The organism is Bacillus sp. 05T21, assembly GCF_056396785.1.
The window spans coordinates 1-15,641 of the sequence record NZ_JBFTMD010000025.1 but is presented as its reverse complement, the minus strand read 5'-3'; the positions used below and the strand labels follow the sequence as shown (position 1 = coordinate 15,641).

Annotated in this window: 9 protein-coding genes, 8 pseudogenes and 1 riboswitch; of the genes and pseudogenes, 8 read left to right on the top strand and 9 right to left on the bottom strand. The window is 32.9% G+C overall.

Going from position 1 to position 15,641, the window contains the following annotated elements; all coding sequences use genetic code 11:
* Nucleotides 1–352 precede the first annotated feature (352 nt).
* A riboswitch (M-box (ykoK) riboswitch) is annotated at nt 353–529 on the top strand.
* 188 nt (nt 530–717) lie between these two features.
* Nucleotides 718–1,845 (top strand): FtsW/RodA/SpoVE family cell cycle protein, encoded by a 1,128-nt coding sequence (locus AC1DKZ_RS26695; RefSeq protein ID WP_476997423.1) that lies wholly within the window; start codon nt 718–720, stop codon nt 1,843–1,845.
* A gap of 116 nt (nt 1,846–1,961) precedes the next feature.
* On the opposite strand, the pseudogene AC1DKZ_RS26690 reads toward AC1DKZ_RS26695, so the two are convergent.
* The 3 genes and pseudogenes from AC1DKZ_RS26690 to AC1DKZ_RS26680 all read right to left on the bottom strand — a co-directional run.
* Nucleotides 1,962–2,042: pseudogene (locus tag AC1DKZ_RS26690) on the bottom strand (serine hydrolase); the annotation flags it as partial.
* A gap of 155 nt (nt 2,043–2,197) precedes the next feature.
* Nucleotides 2,198–3,185: pseudogene (locus tag AC1DKZ_RS26685) on the bottom strand (choloylglycine hydrolase family protein).
* A 107-nt stretch (nt 3,186–3,292) separates the two neighbouring features.
* Nucleotides 3,293–4,819 (bottom strand): alpha/beta hydrolase, encoded by a 1,527-nt coding sequence (locus tag AC1DKZ_RS26680; RefSeq protein WP_476997422.1) that lies wholly within the window; start codon nt 4,817–4,819, stop codon nt 3,293–3,295.
* Between the two features lie 288 nt (nt 4,820–5,107).
* Here AC1DKZ_RS26680 and AC1DKZ_RS26675 point away from each other — a divergent pair.
* The 4 genes and pseudogenes from AC1DKZ_RS26675 (at nt 5,108) to AC1DKZ_RS26660 (ending at nt 7,349) form a co-directional block, all read left to right on the top strand.
* A pseudogene (locus AC1DKZ_RS26675) lies at nt 5,108–5,798 on the top strand (IS6 family transposase).
* 64 nt (nt 5,799–5,862) lie between these two features.
* Nucleotides 5,863–5,964: pseudogene (locus AC1DKZ_RS26670) on the top strand (transposase); the annotation flags it as partial.
* Between the two features lie 125 nt (nt 5,965–6,089).
* A complete protein-coding gene (locus tag AC1DKZ_RS26665) occupies nt 6,090–6,779 on the top strand; it encodes an acetylglutamate kinase (RefSeq protein WP_476997421.1) in 690 nt (229 codons plus the stop codon).
* A 72-nt stretch (nt 6,780–6,851) separates the two neighbouring features.
* Complete coding sequence (locus AC1DKZ_RS26660; RefSeq protein WP_476997420.1) at nt 6,852–7,349, top strand: hypothetical protein; 498 nt, start codon at nt 6,852–6,854, stop codon at nt 7,347–7,349.
* A gap of 264 nt (nt 7,350–7,613) precedes the next feature.
* Here the strand turns inward: AC1DKZ_RS26660 and AC1DKZ_RS26655 are convergent.
* Nucleotides 7,614–7,923: pseudogene (locus tag AC1DKZ_RS26655) on the bottom strand (Tn3 family transposase); the annotation flags it as partial.
* Nucleotides 7,924–8,228: 305 nt separating this feature from the next.
* Between AC1DKZ_RS26655 and AC1DKZ_RS26650 the strand changes: the two are divergent.
* Nucleotides 8,229–9,122, top strand: a complete 894-nt coding sequence (locus AC1DKZ_RS26650; protein ID WP_098765522.1) for a cation diffusion facilitator family transporter — start codon at nt 8,229–8,231, stop codon at nt 9,120–9,122.
* Nucleotides 9,123–9,416: 294 nt separating this feature from the next.
* Nucleotides 9,417–9,944: pseudogene (locus AC1DKZ_RS26645) on the top strand (IS6 family transposase); the annotation flags it as partial.
* Nucleotides 9,945–10,124: 180 nt separating this feature from the next.
* Here the strand turns inward: AC1DKZ_RS26645 and AC1DKZ_RS26640 are convergent.
* Nucleotides 10,125–10,403, bottom strand: coding sequence for a hypothetical protein (locus AC1DKZ_RS26640; protein ID WP_476997419.1), 279 nt, complete (start codon nt 10,401–10,403; stop codon nt 10,125–10,127).
* Between the two features lie 833 nt (nt 10,404–11,236).
* Here AC1DKZ_RS26640 and AC1DKZ_RS26635 point away from each other — a divergent pair.
* Entirely contained in the window at nt 11,237–12,961 is a 1,725-nt protein-coding gene (locus tag AC1DKZ_RS26635) for a peptidoglycan D,D-transpeptidase FtsI family protein (protein ID WP_476997418.1), read from the top strand.
* A gap of 47 nt (nt 12,962–13,008) precedes the next feature.
* On the opposite strand, the gene AC1DKZ_RS26630 is transcribed toward AC1DKZ_RS26635, so the two are convergent.
* The 4 genes and pseudogenes from AC1DKZ_RS26630 to AC1DKZ_RS26615 all read right to left on the bottom strand — a co-directional run.
* Entirely contained in the window at nt 13,009–13,836 is an 828-nt protein-coding gene (locus AC1DKZ_RS26630; RefSeq protein WP_404512695.1) for an SH3 domain-containing protein, read from the bottom strand.
* Nucleotides 13,826–14,359, bottom strand: coding sequence for an RNA polymerase sigma factor (locus AC1DKZ_RS26625; RefSeq protein WP_476997417.1), 534 nt, complete (start codon nt 14,357–14,359; stop codon nt 13,826–13,828). The genes AC1DKZ_RS26630 and AC1DKZ_RS26625 overlap by 11 nt, the downstream gene beginning before the upstream one ends.
* Nucleotides 14,360–14,648: 289 nt before the next feature.
* Nucleotides 14,649–15,218: pseudogene (locus tag AC1DKZ_RS26620) on the bottom strand (IS6 family transposase); the annotation flags it as partial.
* A 286-nt stretch (nt 15,219–15,504) separates the two neighbouring features.
* Nucleotides 15,505–15,641: pseudogene (locus tag AC1DKZ_RS26615) on the bottom strand (DUF1904 family protein); the annotation flags it as partial.

Below are 15,641 nucleotides of genomic sequence, written 5' to 3'. Positions count from 1 at the left end.
AATATATGAAATTTCGTATAGGAAACTTATTGTTTATGATTTATTTGTAACTTTATAGCAGGAGTTGAATTATTAGTCATACCGTACTTCAAAGAAAATTCTTCAAAAATCTTATTTTATGATTAAAATCTTCTTTACTGTTTATCAAATTTATATGATTAAACTACTTAATCAAATTATACACTACAGGCCGAAAATAAGTATCTATACGAGATGATTAAATACATTTTCTTGCATTATTTCTCAAAATTCATAAAACAATAAAGAATATAAAATTAGCAATATGCTTACTTGACAAGCAAAAAAAAAGTATTTATGCTGGCTACACGAAACAAATACATAAAATTTATATTGCTAAACCTGTTAGGTGAGGCTCCTATACAAACACAGGCTATTGCCCAAAAATGTCGAAAGACGCCAATGGGTAGAACAGGAATTGTCGGATTAAGGCTCTTCTTAAGATAGCTAAGTAATCAATTTCCATTACTTTACGTTGTATAGTGCCAAAGCTCTACTAGGGGGAGGAAAGCTTTATTTAGTCATGCCAATTTAAATCCCCCCTAGTATGTAACTAGGGGGGATTTTTGCGTAAGAAAACAGGGTGTAAGCTATAGAATCTTTCAAAACAAGAATACTATTTAGTAGTTGATGAGAACAAGATTCTACTCATTAGCAAATGTAATATTAAGTGTTAATGTAAATCAGGAGGATATTAAAATGAAAAAAATATTAAAACTCGATTATCTATTGCTCCTCCCTCTATTCATAACATGTACTTTAGGTATTATCATGATGTATAGCGCGAGCTCCATTGTTGCTGTTCAACATTACGGTTATAACAGTAGGCATTTTGTTGATTCTCAATTAACAAAGCTATTTTTAGGAACAATTGGGTTAATAGTTTGTGCTATTCTCCCATATGAAATATGGAAAAAACGAATAGTCTCTATCTGTATTATGGTTGGGGGAATTTTTTTATTAATTATGGTTTTGTGGAAAGGAAAAGTGGTAAATAATGCTCAATCATGGATCTTTGGAATACAGCCAGCTGAATTTCTTAAATTAGGAACAATACTTGTAACAGCCCGTTTTTTTGCATTACGACAAGAACAAGCTAAAAAGATTTGGAGTGGTAGCGGAAAACTTTTATTTTTTTTAGCTGCAATTTTTTTTCTAATCTATAAACAGCCAAACTTAGGATCTGCACTTTTAATATTAGGTATAGGTTTTAGCATATTTCTTTGCTCTGGAATAAATGTAAATCTATTAATTAAAAGAATTATAATCAGTTCTATTTTTTGGTTACCTTTTTTGTACTTTTTAATTCAATTTAGCTTGTCAGAAGTTCAAAAGACACGTATTACTACAATTCTCAATCCCTTTGTTGATGCGCAAGGAAAAGGATATCAGCTTGTAAATTCTTTTATTGCCATTGGCTCTGGAGGAATTACTGGACGTGGATTCGGAAATAGCATTCAAAAAACCGGTTATCTTCCAGAACCACATACTGATTTTATAATGGCAATAGTTTCTGAAGAACTAGGGTTTATTGGTGTATTTATTGTATTGGCAGGGGTTTTGACTATCGTTCTTCGTTCCTTAAAAATTGCACAACTATGTGTAGATCCATTCGGAAGTTTTATAGCAATTGGTATAGGATGTATGATTGGTATGCAATCCATTGTAAATTTAGGTGGTATTACGGGACTATTTCCTCTTACGGGTACTCCATTTCCATTTGTTAGTTTTGGTGGAAGTTCTTTAATGGTCAATTTAATAGCAATAGGAATATTGCTTAATATTTCAATTTTCAATAAAATTAAGTTTAATAATTATAATATATAATTTTTATATAATTCTATTTTTCGGAGATTATAAAATTTAACCTCATTGAGCAATCTATGTTCAAATAATTTCTAATTAGGTTTTTAACTGTATGAATATTAATTTTAATACAAAAAAAAGGCAGGAGCTTTTGGTGAAAACTTATTAAATAATTGTTTAATCGATGTATGTGTCTTTTCATTATATGTATTATTCATCTCAATCACATACCCTTCACCTAAAATGATTAGAAATATATTGACTTGTTATTTTTCTTATATTGAATTTAATTGGACCACTTTTGTATTGTCATGTCGCCTATAAAAAAAGAAAACTTAATTAAGTTTTCTTTTTTTTGTTATTCCAAATCTGATTAGTTTTCATAAAATATCTTATGTTTCCGCTGGAACGGATAAGCTTTAATTTCATCTGTATCTTAATTTTCATGAAATAAATGAATAGCTATAATTTGTCTACAATCATAGGTATGGTAATAATATGTACCAGACTCTATACACATTGCGCTTGTATAAATGTTATTATCTAATGTACCTTCTTCCGTTATTACTCCACCTTTTGGAACCTCACAATTTGATAAGATATGAAAAATGGCCGATATGCCCTCTTCTTCATTATCTATACCTTGAATATTTTGTTTGCCATATGCTGCCCGAACAAACCTTGATGGTGGGGTGAAATCCCCAGGGAGTCCCATCGATCCTGAACCTTGTCCAAAAGCACTTAATGGTACATTCCCCCATTGTGTTGGCGCATATGGCTGCGATTTAAGACCGATATATTGTCTTAAATTTTGTAGATGCCAGTTAAACTCAGGACTATTGGTCATTACCCCAAGAGGATTATCATATATCTTTAGTCCTTCAGTTGTCGGCTCTAGTACAATACAATCTCCCCATTTATCCGCTAAAATCCAATGTAGCGGTGGAGTACCCCCTAAAACAGGTAATGGTACACCCCAAAAGGAAATACTATCTACAGAGTTCTTTAACTCTTTGACAGAATTGAATTGTGTGAGACTCCATGCCACAAAATCAAATGGAGCCAGATTCGTTTTATTTTCATCTATACTGTTACTATAACTAGCGAATCCTGGAAAATAGGGTGTTGCACATGTCATACCTGATTCATTTACTCCGTCCGCCAGGATGATCTTTTCCTTGATGGTTAATCCCTATCCCTACAACAGCTTGTTTCGCCTCGATGGTTTCACCAGTTATATTGTTCCATTGATAACTTCGAGGAACTATTATTACTTCTTGATTGAAATCTAATGTAAAATCCATCGTTCTTGCAAAAAGATGCTGACCGCTTTTTGTCTGTAATGTCAAACTGGTACACATAAAGAACACCCCTTTATTTAGTTTATTTGAACAGAAACCATTTAATTTCTATCCTTAAGTTAATAGGCATGTATCGTGACCTCTATTAAAAAATATGGTTGCTAATTTTATTTCGATCTTCCTTGCACCCAAGCAGCAATATCATTTATAACATACTCAGGGATATTAGCAGGACTATAATATTCATCCGGTTTACTTAACTCCCCATCTCCTTCTGTAAAGAAGTGATTTAACTTTGGATATAGTCGATAATCAACGTTATCTCGCTCTTTTAATTGTTCTTTCCAAAGAGGAATTTCGATTTTTGATTGAACTTGATAGTCTCTTTCTCCTTGAATAATAAGAAGCGGTGTCTTTTGTTCTTTTGACATTTCTGCTGCTTTAATTTTACGAATAGAATCCCAAAATACTGCTGATCCTAAATAAAAATCTTTTGGAGGATTCTGACTAGAGAAATTGGGATCATTTAATAATTCAAATTGCGATTTGTAAAATTTATATTCATCCGGTTTCATTGCTCCAACGGAAAAAAGATACTCAAATTGATCTAAAACAACATCTTGGATCGTACGGGCTGGTCCTCCCATCACGATTGCCCCAGCAATATTTTTATTTTGGTCTTTTTCAATCATTTTCGGAAGCATCATTCCACCTTGACTATGACCAAGAATATAAATTTGATTCTTATCTATCATAGGTTCATTTTGAAGAAAATGAGTCACAAGAAGAGCATCATCTGTTGTCTCTTTATCAACTGTATAAAAAGGACTGGACTGTGTTTTCAATCCATGTTCATAAGTTCGTTTATTATAGCGAAGGACAGCAATTCCTTTCGAGGCAAGACCTTCAGCCAAATCACGAAATGGTTTTAAAGCAAACGCTGTTTCATCCTGATCGGTTGCTCCAGATCCTTGCACAAGAATAACTGCTGGGAAAGGACCCTTTCCCTTCGGAACAGACAATGTTCCTGGTAATGGAAACGCACCACTTCCAACTACTACTTCTTTATCAATGAATGATTCAGGCTTACTATATGATGGACGCTCTGCAACAGGACTATACGACATGCTAAGTTGAAAATCATCTATTTTTCCAGATGGATCTAGTCTAATTAGTAAAGGTACTGTAAATTGTTCAAAGGCTAATTTAATCTCTACATTTGTATGAACGGAATTTGTCTCTTTTTGTGTTACCTCTCCAATTTCCATAAAAGTACCTGCTTGTAATTGCACAGGGAGTCCCTTCCAATAGCTCTTCAGCCATTCTTCGGATATTATTTTCTGTAATGATCGAGAAGTTAAATCAATTGCAGATTTATAATCTTCTGTATCCAGATAACGGATAAATGAAAGGGTAGTAGCTATGTTTTCATCGTCAGTATTGCCTATTTTTTTTATATTTGTGTTTGTTTCCTTTAATGTCGAAATAAATTGGTGATAGAATGGATTTTTATATGTACCAGGATATAAGCTCGATTTCAATACATCCATATTCCGTCCCTCATACAAACTTGAAGAACTCGCGAAATTTTTAGGTGAAATTACTTCCTCCGCATATGAAACTGAAGGAATAGTTATTGCACAAATGGCACTGACAAGTAATAACTTATTCCCTATTTTCTTTTTCGTGCTCATATTTATTAATTCTCCCTTCAAAATTAAGATTTTTTAATACAGCATGCCATGTTCTATAAGGAAAATTAAAATTATCAAAGAGATTAATATTCTACTTTATGATCCCCCCTAACAGATTAAAAAGCTAATATAAACAAACTTCAATAAAAAATGCCTTCACCCTCTTTTTTTGATTGGATTTTTGAGTGACATGGAAGGGTTCTGATGCAAAAACTTCAAGGTAATTACGAGTAATCTCTAAAACTCGGACATACTGATACTATTACTCTAAAAAGGTGTGTAATCGGTATGGAAAAGAAAAATTGGTTCAAATGGAAGCACTATCCGCCTGATATTATTTTATTAACGGTACAACCTAAGTTTTCGTGATTTGGTGGAAATGATGGAGGAATGGGGTTTACCCATTTCTCATACAACGATTATGCGTTGGGTTTGTCAGTATGGTCCTGAATTGGACAAACGGATTCGACGTTACCTTAAACAAATAAATGACTCTTGGAGAGTCGATGAAACCTATATCAAAGTAAAAGGTCAATGGATGTACCTGTATCGTGCTGTTGATTCGAACGGAAACACAATCGATTTTTGCCTAAGCAAAACAAGAGATCATAAGGCTGCAAGGCGGTTTTTCAAGAAAGCTTTGCGCTCTTTTCATGTTTCAAAGCCACGTATGATAACAGTCGATAAGAATCCAGCTTATCCGATAGCAATTGAACAGTTAAAAAAAGAAAAAAGCATACCTAGCGGTATGCGACTTAGACAACAAAAGTACTTGAATAACATAGTAGAACAAAATCATCGCTATATAAAGAAGCGAATCCGTTCTATGCTAGGTCTTAAATCTTTTGACACAGCTACATCCATTCTTTCTGGAGTAGAAGCCATGCATATGATTAAAAAAGAACAGATTGCTTTATGGAACCAGTCTGTCCAAAATCAAAAAGAATTCATCCATCAATTATTTGGACTTGCAATATAAGATACGATTCCGTTAGGTATATATGTGCTTTATTCTCTTTTGTTTTATTTTTGCACCAGAACCTGATTTGTATTCATTACGCTGGCAAACTGAAATTTTGTTCAAGACATGGAAATCTTTCTTTCAAATTGACAAGTGCAAAGAAATCAAGAAAGAACGCCTAGATTTCCCTGATTTCTTTCAACACCATTTTATCTTCTTGCAATTCTAAATCAGTTAAGAATTACATATGATGATGATTATAAATGCCTATATTTTTATAAAAACTAATGTTTTTTTGGGGGATGAAAGATGTGGAAAAATGAACAAGGATATTACGGTGGTTATCCTTATTATCAACGTAATTGTTCCAATCCAGTTTGTTTGAATCCCTATTGTCAGTGTGGAGAAAATTGTAGGTGTGACCATAACCATCAATGTCATGGAGGAAGTAACTCTGTTTACACGCAACAGAGAGTTAGTTTAAGTAATTCTATGCGTTCAGTTTGGGAACAGCATGTATATTGGACTAGGATGACAATTATTAGCATAGTCTTTGGTTTACCAGATATAGACGTTGTTACCGCTCGTCTTCTTCGCAATGCTGTAGATATGGGGAATTTGTTAAAACCTTATTATGGAAATGAAATAGCGACAATATACAGCAACTTAATAAGGGAACATCTAGTAATTGCTGCGGAACTTGTCAAAGCTGCAAAAGCCGGCAATCAAGAGGCTGCAACTGTTGCCGAAAGAAAGTGGTATGTGAATGGAGCAGAAGTTTCCCAATTTCTAAATAGAATAAATCCTTTTATTTCAAGAGAGGGATTCCAAAAAATGTTTTTCGAGCATTTGGCACTTACTAAAATGGAGGCAGTACTTATGCTCCAAGGTGATTTTAAATCTAGTATTAATGTATTTGACAAAATTGAGGCAGAAGCCTTAGAAATGGCGGATACAATAACAATTGCAATTGTAAAACAATTCCCGAAAATGTTTTAAATATATATTTAAAAAGGCAGAAAGTATCTCGAGAACCCTAAATATTAATCGAAATACCAAAAAGGGAGGGAAATGAAATTGGGGCATGAAATGGACCATATGAATATTGTAGATATATCATGGCTCTTTGCCTTTATTATCTTATTTATTTGTGCACTACTCATTTGTCATATTACTTTTACGCTTTGGAAGCAACGAAATCGTTTATACAAATTCAGTGAACAATATAATATAATCATCCATTCACTCCCAATGTCCTTAGGGATGATTTCTACAATGACAGTTTGTGTAGTTATTGGAGCCATTATGAATCATCATCCAAGTACAGCCTATGTTTTAGGACTCCTTATTGGTGTTTTCATAAGTGGTATTATCAGTTTTCCATTTCAAGATAGTATCCCCATATTAAATGGGATTGTAGCAGGAGCAATGGGAGGATTAATGGGCATAATGATTGGTATTATGATACCTCAAACCGGATTATATATCGTTGTAATATTACTAATGATATTGTTTACAACCACCTGGGTTACGATGAATCGACGAATTCAAAGTCAACCTATGGAGTAGAAGCTGCTCCATAGGTTGACTGTGTTAGGCAAAGCAAGGCGCTAGCCCCTAAATATATCCTTAAATTTATAAAACATTGCCCTAAAAGAACTTATAGTCTTTCTACAAGTTCTTTTTTTAGTTAAAAAGAACTGAAAATAAACTTTTGAATAGAAGTTTATTTTGGGGTTTATTATATAAAAAATAAATAAGCCAAACAAAAAGCCTAGTAACTAATAGGCTTTTTGTTCGAAAAAAAAATCATTTTCCACTTTAATACATTCTTAATGGAGAAACTTGGGGCATTAAATCTTCCCTAAAAGTCCCCTTTTTTTTCGAGTTCCTTTATGGCTTCCTCTAAATAAACCTTGTTTCAAACACTAATAGCATTGATTATGATATTGAGTGCACTTGCTCGTTGTAATTGATCTTGAAGCGCGCGTTCTCTAAATTCCCCAAGTTTTCCAAAGAAGATAGCGCTGGCAAGTGCATTCACATCTTCACCTTTATTTAGTCCCCTTTGTATACGTCTTCTCAAAGTTTTGCTTGAAATATAATCCAGAGTAAATAAAGTTTTTTCTATATTAAAGAGTTGAAAATTTTTTAATCTCCAGACATACAATGAAAGGCATGACAATTCGATATCATATTTTTTGCATTAAGTAAAAAAATGAGCCCAAAAGAAACAAAGTAAGTCCAAATCTAAATGTATACTTTCAGGAAACAATGTTTGTATAGACCCACCCGCTTATAATTTGATAATGTATGAAAGGACTTAAATGTTCCAAAATATAATATACTGATTCTATTTTACATTCCTAAAATAGCTCCAATACAAAATCGAATAAACAAATTATATTATATTATCAAAAACACAATATAAGTCAGGAGAAGAAAGGTATGAATAAAAATTATAAATCCTCTTTATTAGCAGCATGGATTAGCGTAATAAGTAACGTATTTCTAACTTTCATTAAGATTATAGTTGGATTCCTTTTCAAGAGTCAGGTGTTATTGGCTGATGGTATACATAACGCTGCTGATGTTGTAGCATCTGCGGTATCCTTAGGTTCGATGAAAATTTCAAATCAGCCTGCTGATGAAGACCATCCGTATGGTCACGGAAAAGCCGAAGTCATTTCTTCAGGAATTGTAGCTATTATTTTAATTCTAGCAGCTATATTTATGGCCTACGAGTCAATAAAGGCTTTATTCCATCCAGCAAACGAGCCTCATATGATCGCTTTTGTAGCGGCTGTTGTTTCTTTAGTTTGGAAACAAATTCTATATGTATATACAATCCGGATTGGACGAAAGACAAATAGTAAAGGGCTTATCGCAACGGCATATGACCATCTTGCTGATGTTTATGCTTCAATTGCTGCTGTAATTGGAATTGGGGTTGCTTTGTTAAACAATATATATTCAATCCCATATGCAGCTTATGGTGATCCATTAGCCGGGATTATTGTTTCCTTTTTTGTTTTAAAACTTGCAATTAGTATGGGGAAAGAAGCTATATATATATTAATGGAAGGTGGACTACCTACTGAGAAAAGTAGTGAATATATGAAGATCATTCAGGCACATCCATTGGTAAAAAGGATTGATAGAATGCGTGCCCGTGAACATGGACACTATATTTTGATCGATGTTAGGATTAGTGTCCCAGCCTATTTAAGTATCCAACAAGGACACGATATTTGTAGAGAGATAAAAACAACGATTATGAAACAAGATCCCGAAGTAGATGAAGTACTTATCCACTTAAACCCATGGTATGACAAAAGATAAGTCTATTATATTTTTCGAGTATAAGTTTTTAGCAGCTATTTGTACAGCTGCTTTTTTATTTTTGGATTATTGTTTAAGATCTGTTCTTCTACTCCTTAATTAAGAAATTGTTAAACGCCATTTAAGGAATTTTCCTCATAATAAAATTATAGACACACAAGAAAGTTGGTATTTTCACATGAGTACAATAATAAAGACCGTTAATTTAACGAAGATGTATGGTAATCAGGGTTCTGTTGCAAAGTTTCCTACATGAAGCTACACTATAGAAAACAGGATATAGGAGAATCAGACATGAGGTACTTTAAAGGAAAACAATTCAAGAGAGATATCATTTTAGTAGCTGTTGGCTACTACTGCCGTTTTTCTTTAAGTTATCGCGATGTATCTGAAATCCTGAATGAACGTGGTATTTCAGTTCATCCAACAACCATCATGCGATGGGTTCATGAATATGGAAATTTCATCTATCAAATTTGGAAAGTAAAAAAAAAATCTGCACGCTTATCTTGGCATTTGGATGAGACGTATATCAAAGTTAAGGGAGAATGACGTTATCTCTATCGTGCAATTGATAAAGATGGAAACACGTTGGATATTCAACTTCGTAAAAAACGGGATCATCAGGCTGCCTATGCCTTTATGAAAAGATTAGTAAAACATTTTGGAGAACCAACAGTTCTCACTACAGACAARGCTCCRGCCTTGCTTTGTGCGTTCAAAAAACTGAARAAGAACGGCTTTTATGYRCGTACRAAACATTGTACCRTYAARYATCTCAATAACCTGATTGAACAGGATCATMGRCATGTAAAGAGACGTTTTGCCAAATTAATTTCTTGCCCATCTTTTTTTACAAATCGAAACGTGATTTTTTCATTGTTTTCCATGTTCTCACCCCCTTTGTAATATTAAATGACTAAAGAATGATAATGGATTGGACAAGGGTATTTTTTTATAACTATGTGCACCCCGCCCACAATGAGGGGTGTATTCCTATGACTACTTTCCATAAGAAGTGAATGTTATTTTTCTTAAGCCGTTCCAAAGTAAACTTTTAAATAAAAGTTTACTTTCGGTTTTATCAGAAAAACAAAGAGAACTTGTAGTAATTACTACAAGTTCTCTTTGAGATGATGAAACAACATTTGAATGCCTTCCGTTATAATGGTTTACTAGAATTTTATCATTATGAATAACTATTAATGCGGAAGCTGTACTATAATTAAGTTCTTTTATTTTATCTACATACGAAATTAAGTGTTTATACTCATCTGTCATCTCTCTTATGCCTCCATATATATTATGTGTTTACAACAAAAAAGCCCACTTGTATAAGGAGGCACTGCGCTGCAAAAGGAATTACATTTAGCAAATGACGCCAACATGGGTTCCTACTGTCCCATGTCACCTAATACTATAGTTGATTCAACGTAACAAATAAAATCCTTCTTTTAATATAGAATTTATCTTTATTTTTGCTTTTCTATAACTACCAAATAGAATATACGTGCTAATTTACTTAAGTATATATTTCCTAAAGAACATTTACACTTTCCCTTTAGTAGAGTCAATGAAAAGGATGGGGTTTTTATCGATATTTCACTAGCAAAAGAGTTTCAACTATTCTCTCAGGAATTACACCATCATTTATGACTTCAGATTCTTCAAAGGCTCGCAAAAGATGTAGGATTTATTCGTAAGGGAAGTAATTTTAAACAAGGCTGAATAAGATAAAATCGTCATGCCGTTAAAGAAAACGATAATCTTCAAAAATACAAGCTGAATTTACATAAATAACTGTCAAGAGATAATTTTTTTGTTTTGGGGGTTCCTCAAAATATTAGCTTGATGGGCATAGGGTACAGCAGAGTAATTGATAATCTCCTTTCTTGTTTTTCTCTCTATTTTTTTTGTTGCTTACATTAGAAAAGCTAAACTGTATAATAACTCATATTAAACTTATAAATAGACTTGCTAGTAACTTTTCATACTAATTATTCCTTTCTTCATGCTGTAATACTTAATAGATAACCTAAATAATAAAAGTGTTCCACATTTACAAAAAAAATAATTAACTATAAGATGAATTAGACTACATAAGGGAGGGTTATATGTTACATACAAAAAGATGGAGATTTTTTGCGGTTCTTTCTATTGTAGGTTTGATTTTACTAATTTTATTAAAAATCAACTTTATTTCAATTACTATCGCAACTTCTTCAGCTGAAAGAGGAAAAATATTTGATCAAAATGGTGTAATACTGGCTACAAATAAGAAAGTTAAGTCTTTATATTGCACTTCTAATGATGAAAGGCTATCGGATCATGATACATCAAACACATTAGCTTTTTTCAATCAATTTTCAAAAGAATTTCAACATGACATTTCTGCAGAGGACATAAATTCACAATTACAACAATCTTGTAAAAAGCAGACTATGAATGATATACCGTTATACTCAGACATAAATGAGAATGAACTTACATTCATAAACAAAAACAAACCCAATAATGTAATAATTAAAGATGAATGGATTCGATATTATCCTAAACACGAAATTGGTTCACAGCTAATTGGGTATGTAGAAAATGACCTTAATTCTAAGTATGGACCTGTTGGGAAAAGTGGGATTGAGCTGCAATATGAGAATGATTTAAAAGGAAAACCCGGAAAAACTCTGATTTTTAAAATGAATAATAAAAAGTTCTTATGGAATATTCAAAAAGTACAAAAAGGAAAAGATATCCGGCTAGCTTTAGACTCGAAATTGCAGCAAAAAACAGAGGAAGCATTAAGATCTCAAATTAAGAAAATACCTGATGTTAAAGCTGGTTATGTTGTAGTAACCGATGTAAAAACTGGCGCAATTTTAACTATGGCCAACTCGGCAGTATTTAATCCAAATGCATTAAATACACATGTATCATCTAAAAATGAAAACTTTAAATCACTTTCGCAAAATAAGGCAGTTCAAAAATTAAAGTATGGTGAATCTTATGTGAATATGGCCTCTACTATAAAGCCTCTTACTATTTTAATTGGATTAAACGAAAAGCTTTTTCAACCCGAAGATACTTATTTAGATAAGGGTAGTTTTCAGTATGATAATCAAAATAACATTACGAATGCACCTGGAACGCCAACAGGTGAGATTACACCGAGGCAGGCTATCATTAATTCATCTAACACATTTATGACAGCAAAAGTAGCTCTGCCCTTATTCAACCAAAATAATGGGAATATAGAAAAAGTGGCACATATATGGACAGATTATTTAATGCAATTCGGCCTACGTTCTAAAACCGGGATTGATTTACCCTTTGAAGAAGACGGACAATATGAATTCCATCCATCTAATAAGTTTGAAAAGGGAATCTCCGCTTTATTAAATGCCTCTTCGGGAGGAAATGAAGTGCATACCCCTCTTCAACTCGCTCAATATGCAGCAACTTTGGCAAGTAAAGGTGATAAATATAAACCTCAAATTGTAAGTGCTATTATTGGTCAGGACGGTAAGGAAACAAAAAAGTTTAAACCAATTTTAGAAAGTTCAAATCGTTATCCTATGGAATTTTGGAGTGTCGTGCAAGGTGGAATGAGTCAGAATATAGAGGAGATTAATAATTTACCCTTTCATGTCGCAGGTAAAACGGGTAGTACAGGTTCTCCGAATGAGCAAGAAAGAATGATAAATCAGTCTCTTTTCATTTCATATGCTCCTACCGAAGATCCACAAATCGCCATTTCTGTCGTTATTCCTGGTAGTAATTCAGAAAAAAACATCGCTGCTCTCGTTACAGCAGAAGTTTTAGAGTTCTGGCATACACTTCAATAAGAAAATAAAAACAAAGAGGAAGGTTCATTAAAGTGAACCTTCCTCTTTTACCATATAGAATCTATATTTATTATTTTCCACATACCTTCATGATCCTTTTCGAACACAAATGAATATTTAATATCCGTTAAAACATACTCTTTTTGTACATACCCAGTATTACCGTTAAATGTCGATATTTTTATATATCCATCATTCTGCACTTTTTCTGGAATCCAAGCTTTTACCATTTCATTAGATACTTCATATAAAATTTGTGATTCTCGTTTTGGTTCAGCTAAAATTTTCGTTTTACTTCCAGTAACAGTTACATATATAAAATGATCTCGCTTTGATTGGTTACTTTCTGTCATTCCACTTGGTACTTTATATACTTTCTTTGTATCATTTGCAAATTCTCCCCCCATTGTAAGAGCGACTTGCAACTCATGAAAAATATCTTCATCAAACTTCAATTCATCCTTCTTATAACTCTTCCCTTTAAATAGAACTTCATCATTTAACGCTCTATACAAATCATTTTCATTTTTTGAATTTGTACTTTGATATAAATCATTCATAAATTGTTTCAATGATGGATCTTGAGCAGATTCATCTTTTGTTTTCGGCTTAATTTGAGTACTACTTTGTACCGGTGATTTATTATCATCAAGCCCAGGTTGTTGAACAATGAAAAATAACATTGTACAAACCAAAACAACTACAACAGGCAATGCTTTTTTACGAAATGGTCTCTTATATGTTACAGAATCTACTTCACTATTTTGATATACCGATTGCTTTATTTTATAAATAAATTCTTCTTCATCTTTCCGATGCTCCATTGGGCCTTTTTTCAATTTACTATACCAGTCAGGATTTTTTTTACTGTTCATCACTTCTACCCTCCCCTATTAGTTTTGAAACTTTACTTCTCGCTCGACTTAATCTAGATTTGACTGTTCCAATTGATACACCTAATGTTTCAGCCATTTCTTCATAAGATAATTCATATTTCGCGTCCAATATTAGTATTTCACGGTGTTTTTTAGGTAGTTTTAATACAACATCCCACACTTCATTTAGTTCCTCTTGCTTAAAAAACTCTTGTTCTGCCGAAGAAGACTGCTTGTCGTCACTAAAAAATCCCACTAAAGATATCCTTTTAAAATAAGCGGATTTCAAATAGTTTATTGCCGTATTTCTTGTAATTTTTAATATCCACGTTTTAATAGATGACTCCTTTCGAAAAGAATGCCAATGTTTAAAAACCTTAATAAATACATCTTGTGTGATGTCATCTGATGAGTGTGGATCTTTCGTAATAATAAATGAATAATTCCATACATCTTGCCAATAGTCTTTTATAACATACTCAAGCTCATCATGATTACATTTTTCAATAAACTTCTGTTCCATTTCCACACCTCAAACTTATTTGAATAAACATAAAACTGCCCTCACTTTTAATATGGTTTCAATATATAGACATGATACAAGTTTCATTTGTTCCATAGCTCTTATTTCTATATAGCTGCTCTTTCTGTATTTGAATATGTTGTCGTTCTTCTTCCTCTTTCTTTATTTTTTCTTGACGGTTACATAGCTCTTCTTGCTCCCTTTGTATTTTGGTTCTGGTGCAAAAACAAAGTAAAAGAGAATAAAACATATATATTCCTAACGGAATCGTATTTTATGTTAAAAGTCCATCTACTATATTATTCAAGTACTTTTGTTGTCTAAGTTGTATACCATCAGGTATGCCTTTTTCTTTTTTCAACTACTCAATTGCTATAGAATAAGCCGGATTCTTATCGACTGTTATTACACGTGGCTTTGAAATATGAAAAGGCCGCAAGGCTTTCCTAAAAAAGCGCTTTGCAGCCTTTTGATCTCTTGTTTTGTTTAGACAAAAATCGATTGTGTTGCCTTTCGAATCAACAGTACGTTACAGGTACATCCATTGCCCTTTAACTTTTATAAATGTTTCATCAACTCTCCAAGAGTCATTGGTTTGCTTGAGGTAACGAAGAATTCGTTTGTGCAATTCAGGTCTATACTGATGAACCCAACACATAATGGTGGTATGGGACAAAGATAAACCTCGTTCTTCCATCATTTCGACCAAATCACGAAAGCTTAGATTGTACCGCAGGTACCAGCGTACCGTTAATAAAATGATGTTTGGTTGATAATACTTCCATTTTTTATTTGTCTGAAAGAGTTTTCCATTTACTTTTATATGGTTTTTAATGATTATAAGTATTATTTTAAACATTACTGCAGTGATAGGTTTATCACTACACGTCCTTGTATATAAACCTATGAAAAGATTTGATAAAAATTTAAAAGAGACCTTCAAATAAAATAATTATATTTGAGGTAACACCACATCGCCATCGAGCAAATAGAATGTATCCATAAAAAGAAAAAAACGCCATCCTTTCCTATGATTTCTCTGAAAGAATAACGCCTTTTTCTTTTTAGGGGTTATTTTGTCTTGTTAGCTTGATAGCGATGTGGTTCTACCCCTTATAAATGTTACAAAAATCTTTCAAATAGCTCTAACTTGCACAATGCTTCCCGTTAATATAATACGCTGATTCTGTGAAAACCGTAAATACAACCTCTACTTCTGGAAGTCCAAAATCCATTACATATGTAGTAATGGCCTTGGCAAATCGATCCTTGGCAAATCGAT